The sequence below is a fragment of the Aureimonas glaciei genome (genome assembly GCF_014643375.1).
GTDB lineage: Bacteria > Pseudomonadota > Alphaproteobacteria > Rhizobiales > Rhizobiaceae > Plantimonas > Plantimonas glaciei.
The window spans coordinates 116256-130855 of sequence record NZ_BMJJ01000011.1; the positions used below are offsets into that span (position 1 = coordinate 116256).

Genomic DNA, 14600 nt, shown 5'->3' on the forward strand with positions numbered 1-14600 from the left:
CGCCGCTTGATCTCTGTCGCTGCCATCCCTTGCGTCAACCCTTGACATGAGAAACTCATTGGTCTCTTAAATAAGATCAGAAACCGACCAGTTTCGCAAGTCGGCCTTATCGGCCGGAAGAGAGCGTCCATGCCACGGTTATCGGCCAGAATCGTCTTTTGCCTTGTCCTGTTGGGTCTTGCCGGCTGCCAGCCAGAGGAAGAGCCGCATCCGCCGGCAGTACGGCCCGTCAGGGCCGTCACCGTCGAGCCTTCTCCCTCGGCCGACAGCGTCACCCTGACCGGGTCCATCGCCGCCCGGGTGGAGGGCAACCTCTCTTTCCGAACCAGCGGACAGATCATCGAGCGGGCCGTCGACGTCGGCGATCGGGTACGCAAGGGCCAGGTCCTCGCGCGCATCGACCCGAAGGTGCAGCAAGCCGACCTTGCCTCGGCGCGGGCGGCGCGGGAGTCGGCCGATGCCGATGTCGAGCAGGCGACCGCCGCCTTCTCCCGCTCGCAGAGCCTTTTGGACCGTGGCTTTACGACCCGTCGCGAATTCGACGCCGCGGATCGGGCGCTGAAGGTGGCACGGGCCAATGCCGCCTCCGCCGTGGCGCGGTTTGAAAGCGCCGAGGAAACCCTGTCCTACACGAACCTGACGGCGGAGGCCGACGGCATCGTGACGGCGCGCGAACTGGACACGGGCGAGATCGCCCAGGCCGCCGCGACCGTGTTCACGGTTGCGTTCGACGGTCCGCGCGACGCGGTGTTCGAGGTGTACGAAAGCCTCCTGCTCGGCGGCCGTCAGCCGCCGCAGGTCACGGTCGCGCTGGCCGCCGACCCCTCCGTGGAGGCGCGGGGCCGCATCCGCGAGGTCTCGCCGACGGTCGACCGTCAGACCGGAACGGTCAGGGTGAAGGTGGGTCTCGAGGCGACACCGGCGGCGATGACGCTCGGCGCGGCGGTCGTCGGGACGGCCGACCGTCCCTCCGGGCCGGTGATCACCGTTCCCGCCTCGGCGATCACCGCTCTGGACGGCGAGACCGCCGTCTGGGTGTTCGATCCGGCCAGCGGCCAGGCCTTGCCGCGCCCGGTCACCGTCGTCTCCTACCAGGCGTCGACCGTGACGGTTCGCGACGGCCTCGCCACGGGCGACCGCGTGATCATCGAGGGCACCAAGCTGCTGCGACCGGGCGAGACGGTCGTCCTGGCCAAGGAAGAGGGTAACGCCCGGTGAAACCGCTCTATCCCCTTTCCCTCCTGCTTCTCCTCCTCGCCGGCTGCCAGGAGGAACCCGCGCCCGTGGCGATCGTCCGGCCCGTCAAGTCGATGCTGGTGCAGCCTTTCGGCGAGCAGCCGGTCAGCTTCACGGGGACCGTCGAGCCGCAGGTCAGCACCGATTTCAGCTTTCAGATCCTCGGACGGATCGTCGATCGGCGCGTCAACGTCGGCGATACCGTCGCCGCGGGCGCCGTGCTCGCAACGCTCGATCCCACCGTTCAGGCGCAGGACGTGCAGGCGGCGGAGGCGGCCCTCGTCAGCGCGCAGGCCTCGTTGTCGAACGCGACGGGCGTCGCATCCCGCCAGCGCGCCCTGGCAGCTTCCCGCATTGCGACGCAGGCGGTCGTCGATCAGGCGGAGCAATCGCTCCAGTCCGCTCGCTCCGCCGTCCTCCAGGCCGAAGCGGCACTGGAAAAGGCTCGGGAGCAACTGGGATATACCCGGCTTGCTGCCCGCACGCCCGGCATCGTCACCGCCGTGTCGGCCGAGGCGGGACAGGTCGTTTCGCCCGGCCAGGCGATCGTGACGATCGCGCGTCCCGACCTTCGCGACGCGGTGGTCGATCTGCCCGACCATTATGCCGCCGCCCTGGCCCCGGGGGCGATGCTCCGGGTGCAGCTCGAGCTCGATGCGAACGTGGCGGCGCAGGGCACCGTCCGTGAAGTCGCGCCGATGGCCGACCCCGTCACCCGCGCGCGGCGTGTGAAGATCGCGCTGCAAAACCCGCCGGCGGGCTTTCGCCTCGGCTCCATCGTGAAGGTCGCCCTGCCCGTGGGCGCGGAAGGGGCGCTGGCTTTGCCGGCCTCGGCGGTCCTGCGCCGGGACGGAAAAACCTTCGTCTGGGTGATCGCGGCGGGAGGCGACACGGTGGCGCTTCGTCCGGTGGACGTCCGGGAAGAGGCGGACGGGCGCCTTGCCGTCGTCGACGGCCTCGAGGCGGGCGAGCGGGTGGCCGCCGCCGGCGTCAACAGCCTCACCGATGGCCAGCGCGTGAAGATCCAGGAGACGAACCGGTGAAGTCCTTCAACCTGTCCGAATGGGCGCTGAGCCACCGCTCGCTGCTCTGGTACTTCATCATCGTTTTCTCGTTCGCGGGTTTCTTTTCCTACCTCAATCTCGGGCGGGAGGAGGATCCGGCCTTCACGGTCAAGACGATGATCATCACCGTACAGTGGCCGGGCGCCACCGTGGACGAGACGATCAAGCAGGTCACCGAGCGGATCGAGAAGAAGCTCGAGGAGCTGCCGCAGCTCGACTACACCCGCTCCATGACGCGGCCGGGCTCGACGACGATTTTCGTCAACCTTCTCGACACGACGAAGGCGAAGGACGTGCCGGTGACGTGGACGCGGGCGCGCAACCTCGTCCGAGACATCGCCGGCAGCCTGCCGCAGGGCATCGTCGGCCCCCAGTTCAACGACAGTTTCGGCGACGTCTACGGCAACATCTACGCCTTCACCGCGGACGGCTTTTCCCAGCGCGAGCTGCGCGATCTGGTCGAGGACGCGCGCTCCAAGGTGCTGACCGTTCCCAATGTCGGCAAGGTCGACATTCTCGGGGCCGAGGACGAGGTCATCTATCTCGAGTTCTCGGCCCGTCGCCTGGCGGCCTATGGCATCACCCAGCAGAACGTCGTCGCAACCCTCCAGGCCCAGAACGCGGTCACCCCCTCGGGCGTCATCGAGGCGGGCGCCGAACGCATCAGCATCCGCGTGGGGGGCCAGTTCGCCTCCGAGGAAAGCCTTCGAAGCCTGAACCTCAGGGTCAACGACCGCTTTTTCCGTCTGTCGGACGTCGCGGAGATCAGGCGCGGCTATGTCGATCCGCCGTCGAACCTCTTCCGGTTCAACGGGCAGCCGGCCATTGCCTTGGCCGTCGGCGTGAAGGCCGGCGCCAACCTCCTGGCCTTCGGCGAGGAACTCGACGGGGAGATGAAGCGGATCGAGGGCGAACTGCCCATCGGCATCGGCATCCACCTCGTCTCCGACCAGCCCCTCGTCGTCGACGAGGCGGTATCGGGATTCACCAGAGCGCTGTTCGAGGCCATCGCCATCGTCCTGGTCGTCAGCTTCGTCAGCCTCGGCCTTCGCGCTGGCCTCGTCGTCGCCGTCGCAATTCCGCTGACCCTCGCCATGACCTTTGTGGTGATGGAATATCTCGGCATCTCGCTCCAGCGCATCTCGCTCGGCGCGCTGATCATCGCGCTGGGCCTTCTGGTCGACGATGCGATGATCGCGGTGGAGATGATGGTGGCGCGGCTCGAAGCCGGCGACACGATCCAGAAGGCGGCGACCGCGGTCTGGACGACCACCGCCATGCCGATGCTGACGGGCACCCTCGTCACCGTCGCCGGGTTCATCCCGGTCGGCCTGAATTCCAGCGCCGCCGGCGAGTTCACCTTCACGCTCTTCGTGGTCATGGCCGCCGCGCTGATCCTGTCCTGGATCGTCGCGGTGCTGTTCACGCCGCTGATCGGCGTGGTGCTGCTGCCGAAGACCATGAAGAAGCACCAGGAGAAGAAGGGCTGGTTCACCCGCGCCTTCGGCCGGCTCCTTCGCCTCTGCATGCGCTGGCGATGGGTCACCATCATCGCGACGGTCGCGGCCTTCGGCGGATCGCTTTACGGCATGCAGTTCGTTCAGCAGCAGTTCTTCCCCTCCTCGGACCGGACCGAACTGATCGTCGACTGGAACCTGCCGCAGAATGCCTCGATCGCGCAGACGCTGTCGGAGATCTCCCGCTTCGAGCGCGAGCAGCTCACGGGCAACGAGGGTGTCGAGCGCTGGTCCAGCTATATCGGCCAGGGCGCGCCGCGCTTCGTCCTCTCCCTCGACGTCCAGCCGGGCACGCCGGCCTTCGGCCAGATGGTGATCGTGACGAAGGACATCGAGACGCGAAACCGGCTGCGGACCGAGTTCACCGACTACCTCGTTCGGACCTTTCCGAACACGGATGCCTATGTGAAGCTCCTCGACATCGGTCCGCCCGTCGGTCGGCCCGTCGCCTATCGGCTCTCCGGGCCCGACATCCAGACGGTCCGCCGTCTTTCGCTCGAACTCGGCAACGTCATCGGGGCGAACGAGAGCCTCGACGAGGTCGTCTACGATTGGAGCGAGCCGTCGCGGGTCGTGCGCATCGACGTCATGCAGGACCGCGCCCGCCAACTCGGCGTTTCCTCCGAGACGATCGCCTCGACGATCAACGGCATTGTCGGTGGAACGACGGTGACGGAGGTTCGCGACGGCATCTACCTCATCGACATCGTCGGCCGGGCCGTGGCCGCGGAGCGCGGATCGATCGAGACGCTGCGCGACCTCCAGCTCCCGTCGGGAGACGGACGCTCCGTGCCGCTCGCGGCGGTCGCCAATCTCCGCTACGGGGTCGAGCAGCCACTGGTCTGGACGCGCTCGCGCGTTCCCACGGTGACGGTTCGGGCCGGTATCGTCGGCGCCTTGCAGCCGGCCACCGTCGTGCAGCAGCTCGCCCCGGCCGTCGACACGTTCACCCAGGCGCTTCCCGCCGGCTACCGGTTGGAGCTCGGCGGCTCCGTCGAGGAGAGCGCCAAGGGCCTCGGTCCAATCGTCGCCGTCGCCCCGCTCATGATCTTCGCCATGGCGACCATTCTGATGGTGCAGCTCCAGAGCTTCAGCCGTCTGATCCTCGTCTTCGCGGTCGCGCCGCTGGCTCTCATCGGCGTCGTCGCGGCGCTGCTGCCCAGCGGAGCCCCCATGGGATTTGTCGCCATCCTCGGCATTCTCGCTTTGATCGGCATTCTCATCCGCAACTCGGTCATCCTGGTGGTGCAGATCGAGGACCACATCCGCGACGGGTTCGACCGGTGGGACGCGGTGGTCGACGCGACGGAGCACCGGATGCGGCCGATCCTGCTGACGGCCGCGGCGGCCAGCCTCGCGCTGATCCCGATCGCACGGGAGATCTTCTGGGGGCCCATGGCCTTCGCCATGATGGGCGGCATCATCGTCGGAACGGTGCTGACCTTGCTCTTCCTGCCGGCCCTCTACGTCGCCTGGTTCCGGATCAAGGCTCCGCCTCGGGACGGCGCGAAGGAGGACACCCTGCCAGGATCGCCGAACGCGCTCCCGGCACCCGGAGGCGGCTGACGTCCTGACGCGGCTCCGTGACGAGATCACTTCGGGAGACGGACCTCCAATCCCGTCCATCGCGCGGCGAACGCCCAGACATCGGCCATCTCCTCGATCATCTTGTCGGTCGGCTTGCCGGCGCCGTGGCCCGCCCGCGTGTCCACCCGCAGCAGCCGCGGACGCGGGCCGAGGTCGGCGGACTGAAGGGCGGCGACGTATTTGAAGCTGTGCGCCGGGACGACCCGGTCGTCCGTATCGGCGGTCGTCGCCAGGATGGCGGGGTAGGTCAGGCCCGACCGGATCTGGTGATAGGGCGAGTAGGACAGGAGGTTGCGGAAATCCGCCTCGACGGCCGGATCGCCATATTCCTGGACCCAGTGCTGGCCACTGGTGAAGCGGTCGAAGCGCAGCATGTCGAGGACGCCGACGTTGGGCATCGCCGCCGCGAAGAGGTCGGGCCGCTGATTGACGACGGCGCCGACGAGGAGGCCGCCATTGGATCCGCCCTGGATCGCGAGCCCGTCCGGCGAGGTGATGCCCTCCGCCTTCAGGAACTCGGCGGCCGCGATGAAGTCGTCGAAGACGTTCTGCTTGCGCTGGAGCCGCCCCGCATCGTGCCAGGCCTTTCCATACTCGCCGCCGCCGCGGATGTTGGCGACGGCATAGACGCCGCCCTGCTCCACCCAGGCCATCACCTCGGGCGAGTAGTAGGGAACCATGGGGATGCCGTAGCCGCCATAGCCGGAGAGCACGGTCGGCGCCGGTCCCGCGACGTCGCGGCGTCGGACGACGAAGATCGGCACCCTGGTTCCGTCCTTCGAAGCGTAGAAGCGCTGTTCCACGATGACCTGATCGAGATCGACCGTCGGCGCCGCCCAGACGGTGCGCGTGTTGGCGGCCGCGTCGAAGCGATAGACGGTGGTGGGCGCATCGAGGCTGGTGAAGACGAAGAAGCCCTCGTCGTCACCCGGACGGCCGCGAAAGCCCCCCGCCGTGCCGATGCCCGGCAGGTCGAGCGTGCCGTCCGCCGTTCCGTCCAGCTGGCGCAGGAGAACCTCTGTCTTCGCGTCGACGAGATAGGAGGTGAGCAGGCGGTCGCCGATCAGGGCTGCCTCGAAGAGCGTTGCGTCCGGCCGTTCGGCGACGATCTCCACCACCGCCCGTGTCGCCGCCGCGAGATCGAGGGTGACGATCTTCCCGCGGGGGGCGCCGTCCTGCGTCGACAGGAAGAGCTTGGTGCCGATATTGCCCGCGAGCGTCCAGCCCTGGTCGAAGGCCGGCACGACGGTCCGCATCGGCCAGTCCGGATCCAGGAGATCGACCACGACGAGCGCGTTGCCGCCCGTCAGCGCCGTCGAATAGATCACGGCATAGCGCCCGTCGGGCGTCACGTTCACCGTGTGAATCAGCGGAATGTCCGATGCCGGCGCATGGACGAGCCGGTCCTCGGACTGCGGTGTGCCGAGCCGGTGGAAATAGACGGCATGCTCGGCCACCTTCGCTTCGAAGCCCGCTTCCTTCTCTGGCCTCGGATTGCGGGAGTAGAAGAAGCCCGATCCGTTCTTCGCCCAGGCGATGCGCGTGAAGCGGGCCCAGCGGATCTCGTCCTCGAGGATCACGCCGCTCTCGATGTTCATCACGCGGATCGTGCGCCAGTCCGATCCGCCGTCCTGGACGGCAAAGGCCAGATGGCTTCCGTCTTCCGACGGTGCCCATTCCGCCAGAGCGGTGGCGGCATCCGTCGACCAGTCGTTGGGGTCCAAGACGACGCGGTCGGCGCCGCCGACGCCCTCGCGGACGAAGAGGACGGACTGGTTGTCGAGCCCGGCATTGCGGGTGAAGAAGTATCGCTCGCCCCGCTTCTCCGGCGCCGTCAGGCGCTCGTGGTCGAACAGGGCCGTCAGCCGCTGCCGGAAGATGTCGCGCCCCGGCAGGCCCGCGAGATAGGGAGCGGAAAGATCGTTCTGGGCTTCGATCCAGCGGGCGACGTCCGCGCTCCTGCGGGCATCGCTCTCGAGCCAGCGATAGGGATCGGCGATGGCCGTGCCGAACTTTTCGTCGACGACGTCGCCGCGCTCGGTCTCGGGATAGATCATGGCGGTCTCCTCGTTGGCGTTGGCCGGGCTGCCCGAAAGCGCCAGGGCCCATGCGAAACAGAATCGGGAAGCGAAGCCGGCATGCCGGGTTGCAGACGTTTCCATCGAAGCTCTCCGTCGTGGCGTGCAGATCCGCCCAGCCCATCTCGGCACCGCGGCGTCCCGGCACGCGCCGGCACGAGAGCGCCGTGCGTCCCAGGGGAAGCACAAAGGACGCTCTGTCTTGTTGAGTTCAGAGCCTACGGCGATTGGCCGAATTCACCCCATCGCAGGGGGCTCTAGCGTCCGACCGGATCGCAGATCGGCAGGATACTCGCCGCCCGGATCGCGGCAGCCAGCTGCGCGGTCGCCTCGGCCTGTTCGTAGTACTGGCCGTCGTTGACGGCTGCCGAACAGATCTCCTCGTCGACGACCCGAATGGCGGCCATGATCATGGCCGTGCAGAGCTTGACGTCGAAATCCCGGGGCGAACGCTTGGCGCGGTCGGCGATGACCGGGACCAGTTCCGCCTCGGCCTGGTGGCAGGCCATCAACCAGGAGGAGCGTAGGGCCGGCTCCTTCGGAAGCATGGCGATGATGCGCACGACCGCGATCCCGTCGCGAACGAACTGCTCGTCCGCCACGAAGCTGGCAATCGTAGCCTGGAGATAGGCCTCGATCGACAGGCTGCGGGGCCATTTCGCCAGATGCCCGACGAAGCGCAGTTCCGTGGCGAGGAACAAGGGCTCGATGCAGGCTTCCTTGGAGCGGAAGTAGCGCCAGACGGTGCGTTTCGAGAGCCCCGAGGCCGCCGCGATGTCGTCGCCTGTGGTCCCGTCGACGCCGTGCCGGCAGAACAGATCCGCCGCATGACGGGAAACCGCGAGCCGCGCCTCTTCTGCTTTCGAGCGTTCGATCATGGGCCCCGTGGATTCGTCGCGATGCCACCGTGTTCTGACCGGAAAAGGTCAGACTCTCAAGCACGGACAGCTAGTCGCGCTTCTCGTGGCGGCGGTGGCGGCGCCGGTCGTCGCGCATCTCCTGCGCGTTGCGGGCGATCTCGGAATGGATGCGGGCCTGCTCGGCGAAACGCAGGCTCGCGTTGTCCCGGCGCTCCTGCTGCCGGAGCATGCACTCGGTGTGCGCCGAGGTGCCGTAGCGCGCGCCCATGCTGGAGCACGACCGCCGATCGTCGTCGAGGTTCGCCCGGCGCTCCTGTTCGGGCGACAGGCATCCGGTCAAAGCGATGGCGAGCATGCCGATGCCGCCGATCGAGAGGGCGGACCGGCTGGTACGGCTGATGCTGAAGAATGGCATGCGCTCACTTTCGTTGGCGGGGAGCCGATGGCCGGCCCCTTCGTGTTCAGCGCGTGAAAACCCGAGACCAGATTTCAAACGCAGCGGGTACCGTCACTTGGTGTCATTCTGAATGTCACTAAGTGACATAAAAAGCAAGAGGCCTGTGGACGGTTCCGTCAGGCCGCGCAGAGGGGCGCACTGAATCGCGATGAGACGATCGGTGTCGGGCGCCGCGATTCCCGCTGACTGTGCTATGGCGGGAACGGTTCTCCCGCCCACGGGTCGCCCGTGTCGGCGTCGTCTCTCCGGAACAACCTGCGGTGCGTCGGCCCAGGGAGCACCCCAGCGGCGACGGTCTCGAACACCGCTTCGCCGTCGTCCGGTTCGTGTACCGTCGGGGGCACGGTTCGAGCCGACCACCGCATCCCGCCCACCCCCAGTCAGGATGAGCCCTTGCCGCACGAAGCCACCCTCATCGCGACCGTTGCCGTCGGCTTCATGTTGGCGTTCGTCTTCGGCTACCTCGCCGAGCGGCTGCGGCTGCCGCCGCTGGTCGGCTATCTCGTCGCCGGCATCGCCGTCGGGCCGTTCACACCCGGCTTCGTCGCGGATGGCCCGATCGCCGGCCAACTCGCCGAGATCGGGGTGATCCTCCTGATGTTCGGCGTCGGCCTGCACTTTTCCGCCGCCGACCTGATGGCCGTGCGCAAGGTCGCCATCCCCGGCGCCGTCGGCCAGCTTGTGGCCGCGACCTTTCTCGGCATCGGATTGTCGTATCTCATGGGATGGCCGCTCGGCGCGGGCATCGTCTTCGGCCTCAGCCTGGCGGTGGCCAGCACCGTCGTGCTTCTGAAGGCGCTGGAAGAGCGCAACCTTCTCGACACGCCCGCCGGCCGCGTCGCTGTGGGATGGCTGATCGTCGAGGATCTGGCCATGGTGCTGGTGCTTGTGCTGCTCCCGGCCTTTGCCGTCTTGCTGGGCGGCCACCCGCTGGGTGCCGGCGACGGCCACGGCGCCATCCCGCCGGCGGAAGGATCGCTGCTGCTGACCCTGGCGCTCACCCTCGGCAAAGTGGCCACCTTCGGCGCCCTCGCCCTGCTCCTCGGGCCGAAAGTCGTGCCCTGGGTCCTGGCCAGCGTGGCCCGAACCGGCTCACGCGAACTCTTCACCCTCTCCGTGCTCGCCATCGCCATGGGCATCGCTTTCGGTTCGGCCGAAATCTTCGGCGTCTCCTTCGCGCTCGGCGCCTTCTTTGCCGGCGTCGTTCTCAGCGAAAGCGACTTCAGCCACCGCGCCGCCGCCGATTCGCTGCCGCTGCAGGACGCCTTCTCGGTGCTCTTCTTCGTTTCCGTCGGCATGCTGTTCGACCCGTCGATCCTGATCCGGGAGCCGATGGCGGTGCTGGCCGTGCTGGCGGTGATCATTCTCGGCAAGGGGCTGATCGCCCTCGCTTTGGTATTGATGCTGCGTTTTCCCATCAATCTCGGCCTCGTCGTCTCGGCAGGCCTTGCCCAGGTCGGCGAGTTCTCGTTCATCCTGATCGGTCTCGGTTTCGGCCTCGGCCTGCTGCCGGCGGAAGGGCGCGACCTCGTGCTGGCGGGAGCGTTGTTCTCGATCGCCCTGAACCCCGTCACCTTCTCCCTCGCCGGCCTGATCCAGACCCGCATCCGCCTCGACGGATCGCCGGCGCTGCAGGCCTTCGGCAAGCCGCGGCTGGCGGAGCTGGAGCGGGAGCTCGCCACCATCCGCCAGCGTAGCGAGGCCCGCCAAGATGCCAAAGCGGTGGAGCTGAACGCGCTGCTCGAGCTTTTTCCCGTGCTCGCTTCCGTCAGCGGCCACGAGCTCGACGAACTGCTCCTGATGTTCCAGCCCAAGCACGCCGCGCCGGGCACCAAGGTGATCCGCAAGGGCGATCGCCCGGACGGCATGTATTTCATCTCCAGCGGCGTGGTGGAGATCGACGCACCCGAGCGGCGCATCCGGCTGTCGGCGGGGGCTTTTTTCGGCGAGATGGCGCTGCTCGCCGGCACGAGGCGCACGGCCGACGTGTCGGCGACGGACTACTGCCGGTTCCTGGTGCTCGAACGGCGCGATTTCGACCGGTTCATGGCGCGCCATCCCCGGGTCCGCACCGCGATCAGCGCAATGGCCGACGAACGCCGCCGCCGCAACCGTGAAGCGATCGAGCACGCGGTCTCGCCTCTGGTCGATCAGGCATAGCTGTGCGGTCCGCGGGGTGTTTTCCCATGGGAAGGCGACGACCACCTATCACCCTTCTGGCCGCCCACTTGAACGCTTGTTGCGGATCGGTTCCTGTATTTCAATTGTACAACCGATCACATTGTTATCGGTGAGAAAATGGCGTACGCCAGTTCTGTCTAAAAGAGCCTCTCGTTTCATAGAAACGATTGGGACGGCGGCGAATTACCTCCGCCAATTTATTCTTTATTTTATGCTTAAACGTAAGTGCGGCCGCGGCGAGCTGCTTCTCGGACATTGAACTGGCGCCGTCGCATGAGTGATACGTCTCTCGAAGAACGCCGTCTGGGCATTCTGAACGCGCTCGACATCATTGCCGGAACCGATCCCGGCATGGATCGGATCTGTACGCTGGCCAGCGACATGTTCGGCATGCCGATCGCCATCGTGACGCTCTTGGACGAAGAGCGTCAGTGGCTGAAGGCGCGGAGCGGTATCGATGTCGCCTTCCTGCCGCGCGAGACGGCGTTCTGCAACTATACGATCCTGGGCGATGAGGTGCTCGTCGTGTCCGACGCCCTGGCCGACGAGCGCTTTGCCGCCGACCCCCTCGTGACGGGGGAGCCGCATTTCCGGTTCTATGCCGGTGCGCCGCTCGAATGGGAGCCCGGCATCCGACTGGGCGCCTTGTGCGTGATCGACACCGAGCGGCGATCCTTCTCGGACGCCGAACGCCGTCGTCTGGCGCATCTGGCGCATCTCGTCGTCGCCCAGATCCGCCTCCATGCCGCGAACAGGGACCTCCACCGCAATGTCGAACAGCTCGCCATCCGGCAGTCGGCGCTCGAATGGACGTCGACGCACGACGCGCTGACCGGTCTCCCGAACCGAACGCTGTTTCACAATACGCTGGAGAAGGCGATCGACGCGATGGCGCCGGGGCAGCGCGGCGCCCTTTTGATCATCGATCTCGACGAGTTCAAGCAGATCAACGACACGATGGGGCACAGTGCCGGCGATGCCCTGCTCGTTGCCGTCGGCGATCGACTGGCGACCCTCGTCCAGGCGCCGCATGTGGTGGCGCGCCTGGGTGGTGACGAGTTCGGAATCATCCTCGCCGAGGGCGTCACCGCCCAGCAGCTCCGGTCGCTGTCCCAGGACATCAACGACGCCCTGCGAAAGCCGGTTCAGCACGATCGCTTCAGCTTCTACTGCTCGGCCAGCATCGGCCAGGCCTTCTTTCCCGAGCATGGGACCACGGCAATGGCTGTCCTGCGCTGCGCCGACCTCGCGCTCTACGCCGCCAAGGACGAGGGCCGAAACCAGTCGGTCATGTTCCGGCCGGAGCTCAGCGACCGGCTGGAAGCCAGGATCACGGTTCTCGATCGCGCCCGCAGCGCGCTCGAGCGGGATGCCATCGTTCCCTACTACCAGCCGAAGGTCGCTCTCGGCAGCGGCAAGATCGTCGGCTTCGAGGCGCTTCTTCGGTGGCGCGATCCGATCCTCGGCATGCAGTCGCCGATGATGATCTGGGAAGCCTTCAGGGACCCCGTCCTCTCCGTCGAGATCGGCCAGCGGATGCGGGCACTGGTCATGGCCGACATGGCGACCTGGCGGCGGCAGGGCGTCCCGTTCGGGGCGGTCGCGATCAACGTGTCCGCGGCGGAATTCACCCGGGGAGATCTCGCCACCACGATCCTGGAGAGCATGGCGGCCTTCCGCTTGCCCCCGGAAACGCTGGAGCTCGAGGTGACGGAGACCGTCTTCCTCGGCGACGCCTCGGGGGAGATCGGGGACGCGCTCAAGGCGCTGAGCGACGACGGTGTCGCGATCGCGCTCGACGATTTCGGCACGGGCCATGCGTCGCTGACCCACCTGCGGGAACTGCCCGTGCAGTGGCTCAAGATCGACAAGACATTCGTCGGCGACATGCGCGAGAACAGGGAGTCCGCGGCCATCGTCAACATGTGCATCGAACTGGCCAAGAGCTTTGGCATCGGCGTCGTGGCCGAGGGCGTCGAGACGGAAGCGCAGGCGAAGATGCTGACGGACTGGAACTGCGACGTGGCGCAGGGCTATCTCTTCGGAAAGCCCGTCGAGGCGGACCTCGTGCCGTTCCTCCTGGCGGGCTGGTCGCAGGAAGACGCGATGCTTTACGCGGCTCGCCGGCATGGGTGAGAAGCTCGAGGGCTCCTGGCGGCAAATGCCATGCTGGCGCGACTGACCTAAGCCAGCATCGCATCGCTTGGATGCGGCCGGCAGGGGCGATCGATGGGGGCGGTCCCTGGGCTGTGGACGCGGGTCTCGCCGATCCTCTGTGGCAAACGAGGGTGAGAATGACCGGCATATCCGGACACTGAGAGACGAGATGGCCGAACCCACGTTGGCGCCGGTACGGCGTCCATGGCGACGCCGGTCATTTGGCTGAAGGAGATATCCGGGCTGAGTTCGCGAACGGCGCCATCGCCTTTCGCGAACCTATTGACCAGTCAATTCAGTCGCAGTCCGGTCTCGGCAGAAAAAAGGTGAACGTTCGAAACATTTCCCTTCACCGAGAGAGCATCCCCGACCTGAACGTCGCTGGCCCGAGGGAATTCGATCGTGATCATGCGATCTCCGTCGATATCGAGATGGCCGAAGGTCTGACTCCCAAGCCGCTCGACGACCGCAAGCGTCCCGCTGAACCAGGCCTCCCCGGCGTCGCAGGGTGAGAGATCTTCCGGGCGAATGCCGAGGGAAAGACGTGCGATGCCGGGCGGCAGCATCGAGGGCGGCAGCATCGCCACGCCTGCCGGAAGTCTGATCTGCACCCCGTCACCATCCTGCTGCAGAACTTCGCACGACAACGTATTCATCGTCGGGCTGCCGATGAAGCGGGCGACGAACAGCGTCGCCGGCCGGTGATAAAGGTCGAGCGGCCGGCCGACCTGCTCCATGTGCCCGCCGTTCATCACCACGATCCGGTCGGCCAGCGTCATGGCCTCGACCTGGTCGTGCGTGACGTAGACCGTGGTCGCCTTGATGCGGCGGTGCAGCCGGGCGATCTCCAGTCGCATCTCGACGCGCAACGCGGCATCGAGGTTCGACAAGGGTTCGTCGAACAGGAAAGCCTTGGGATCGCGCACGATCGCCCGGCCCATGGCGACACGCTGGCGCTGTCCGCCCGAGAGCTGCGCCGGACGCCGGTCCATGAACGGCTCGAGTTTCAGGATTGCCGAGGCCTTGCCGACCTGCGTGGCGATCTCGGCATCGGCGGTATCGCGCATCTTCAGACCGAAGGCGAGATTGTCGGCGACGCTCATATGCGGATAGAGCGCGTAGTCCTGGAAAACCATGGCGATGTCGCGGTCCGCCGGCGGCAGGTCGCCGACTTCACGATCGGCGATCCGCAATTCGCCGGCGGTGATTTCCTCGAGGCCGGCGATCATCCGCAGCAGGGTCGACTTTCCACAGCCGGAGGGGCCGACCAGCACGATGAACTCGCCGCTCTCGATCTCGAGGTCGATCCGCTCGATCACCGTGACCGCGCCATAGTCCTTGCGGATGCCCCGCATCGAGATTGCCGACATGTGCTGCCTCCCGTTTCCGCCTCGACGCCATGCAAGGCGACTTGATCTTTCCGCGTATTATCAATAATGATATCGATAATAGCAAGGGAGGAT

Annotated in this window: 9 protein-coding genes; 5 read left to right on the top strand and 4 right to left on the bottom strand. The window is 66.7% G+C overall.

What is annotated here, in order from left to right; all coding sequences use genetic code 11:
- Positions 1-129: 129 nt before the first annotated feature.
- The 3 genes from IEX88_RS20470 to IEX88_RS20480 are packed head-to-tail and all read left to right on the top strand — an operon-like array spanning position 130 to position 5383.
- Positions 130-1218 carry an efflux RND transporter periplasmic adaptor subunit gene (locus IEX88_RS20470; RefSeq protein WP_188854341.1) on the top strand — a complete coding sequence of 363 codons (1089 nt, stop codon included), beginning with the start codon at positions 130-132 and terminating at the stop codon, positions 1216-1218.
- Positions 1215-2279 carry an efflux RND transporter periplasmic adaptor subunit gene (locus IEX88_RS20475; protein ID WP_188854342.1) on the top strand — a complete coding sequence of 355 codons (1065 nt, stop codon included), beginning with the start codon at positions 1215-1217 and terminating at the stop codon, positions 2277-2279. Before IEX88_RS20470 ends, IEX88_RS20475 begins: the two co-directional genes overlap by 4 nt.
- Positions 2276-5383, top strand: a complete 3108-nt coding sequence (locus tag IEX88_RS20480; protein WP_188854343.1) for an efflux RND transporter permease subunit — start codon at positions 2276-2278, stop codon at positions 5381-5383. The genes IEX88_RS20475 and IEX88_RS20480 overlap by 4 nt, the downstream gene beginning before the upstream one ends.
- Before the next feature lie 26 nt (positions 5384-5409).
- On the opposite strand, the gene IEX88_RS20485 is transcribed toward IEX88_RS20480, so the two are convergent.
- The 3 genes from IEX88_RS20485 to IEX88_RS20495 form a co-directional block, all read right to left on the bottom strand.
- Complete coding sequence (locus IEX88_RS20485; RefSeq protein WP_244640403.1) at positions 5410-7566, bottom strand: prolyl oligopeptidase family serine peptidase; 2157 nt, start codon at positions 7564-7566, stop codon at positions 5410-5412.
- A gap of 173 nt (positions 7567-7739) precedes the next feature.
- Positions 7740-8360 carry a TetR/AcrR family transcriptional regulator gene (locus tag IEX88_RS20490; RefSeq protein ID WP_188854344.1) on the bottom strand — a complete coding sequence of 207 codons (621 nt, stop codon included), beginning with the start codon at positions 8358-8360 and terminating at the stop codon, positions 7740-7742.
- 70 nt (positions 8361-8430) lie between these two features.
- On the bottom strand, positions 8431-8757 hold the full coding sequence (locus IEX88_RS20495; RefSeq protein WP_188854345.1) for a hypothetical protein: 327 nt from the start codon (positions 8755-8757) through the stop codon (positions 8431-8433).
- 435 nt (positions 8758-9192) lie between these two features.
- Here IEX88_RS20495 and IEX88_RS20500 point away from each other — a divergent pair, with 435 nt between their 5' ends.
- A complete protein-coding gene (locus IEX88_RS20500; RefSeq protein WP_373289635.1) occupies positions 9193-10959 on the top strand; it encodes a cation:proton antiporter domain-containing protein in 1767 nt (588 codons plus the stop codon).
- A gap of 294 nt (positions 10960-11253) precedes the next feature.
- Entirely contained in the window at positions 11254-13116 is a 1863-nt protein-coding gene (locus IEX88_RS20505) for a putative bifunctional diguanylate cyclase/phosphodiesterase (RefSeq protein ID WP_188854346.1), read from the top strand.
- A gap of 311 nt (positions 13117-13427) precedes the next feature.
- On the opposite strand, the gene IEX88_RS20510 is transcribed toward IEX88_RS20505, so the two are convergent.
- Positions 13428-14507 carry an ABC transporter ATP-binding protein gene (locus IEX88_RS20510; protein ID WP_188854347.1) on the bottom strand — a complete coding sequence of 360 codons (1080 nt, stop codon included), beginning with the start codon at positions 14505-14507 and terminating at the stop codon, positions 13428-13430.
- Positions 14508-14600: the final 93 nt, after the last annotated feature.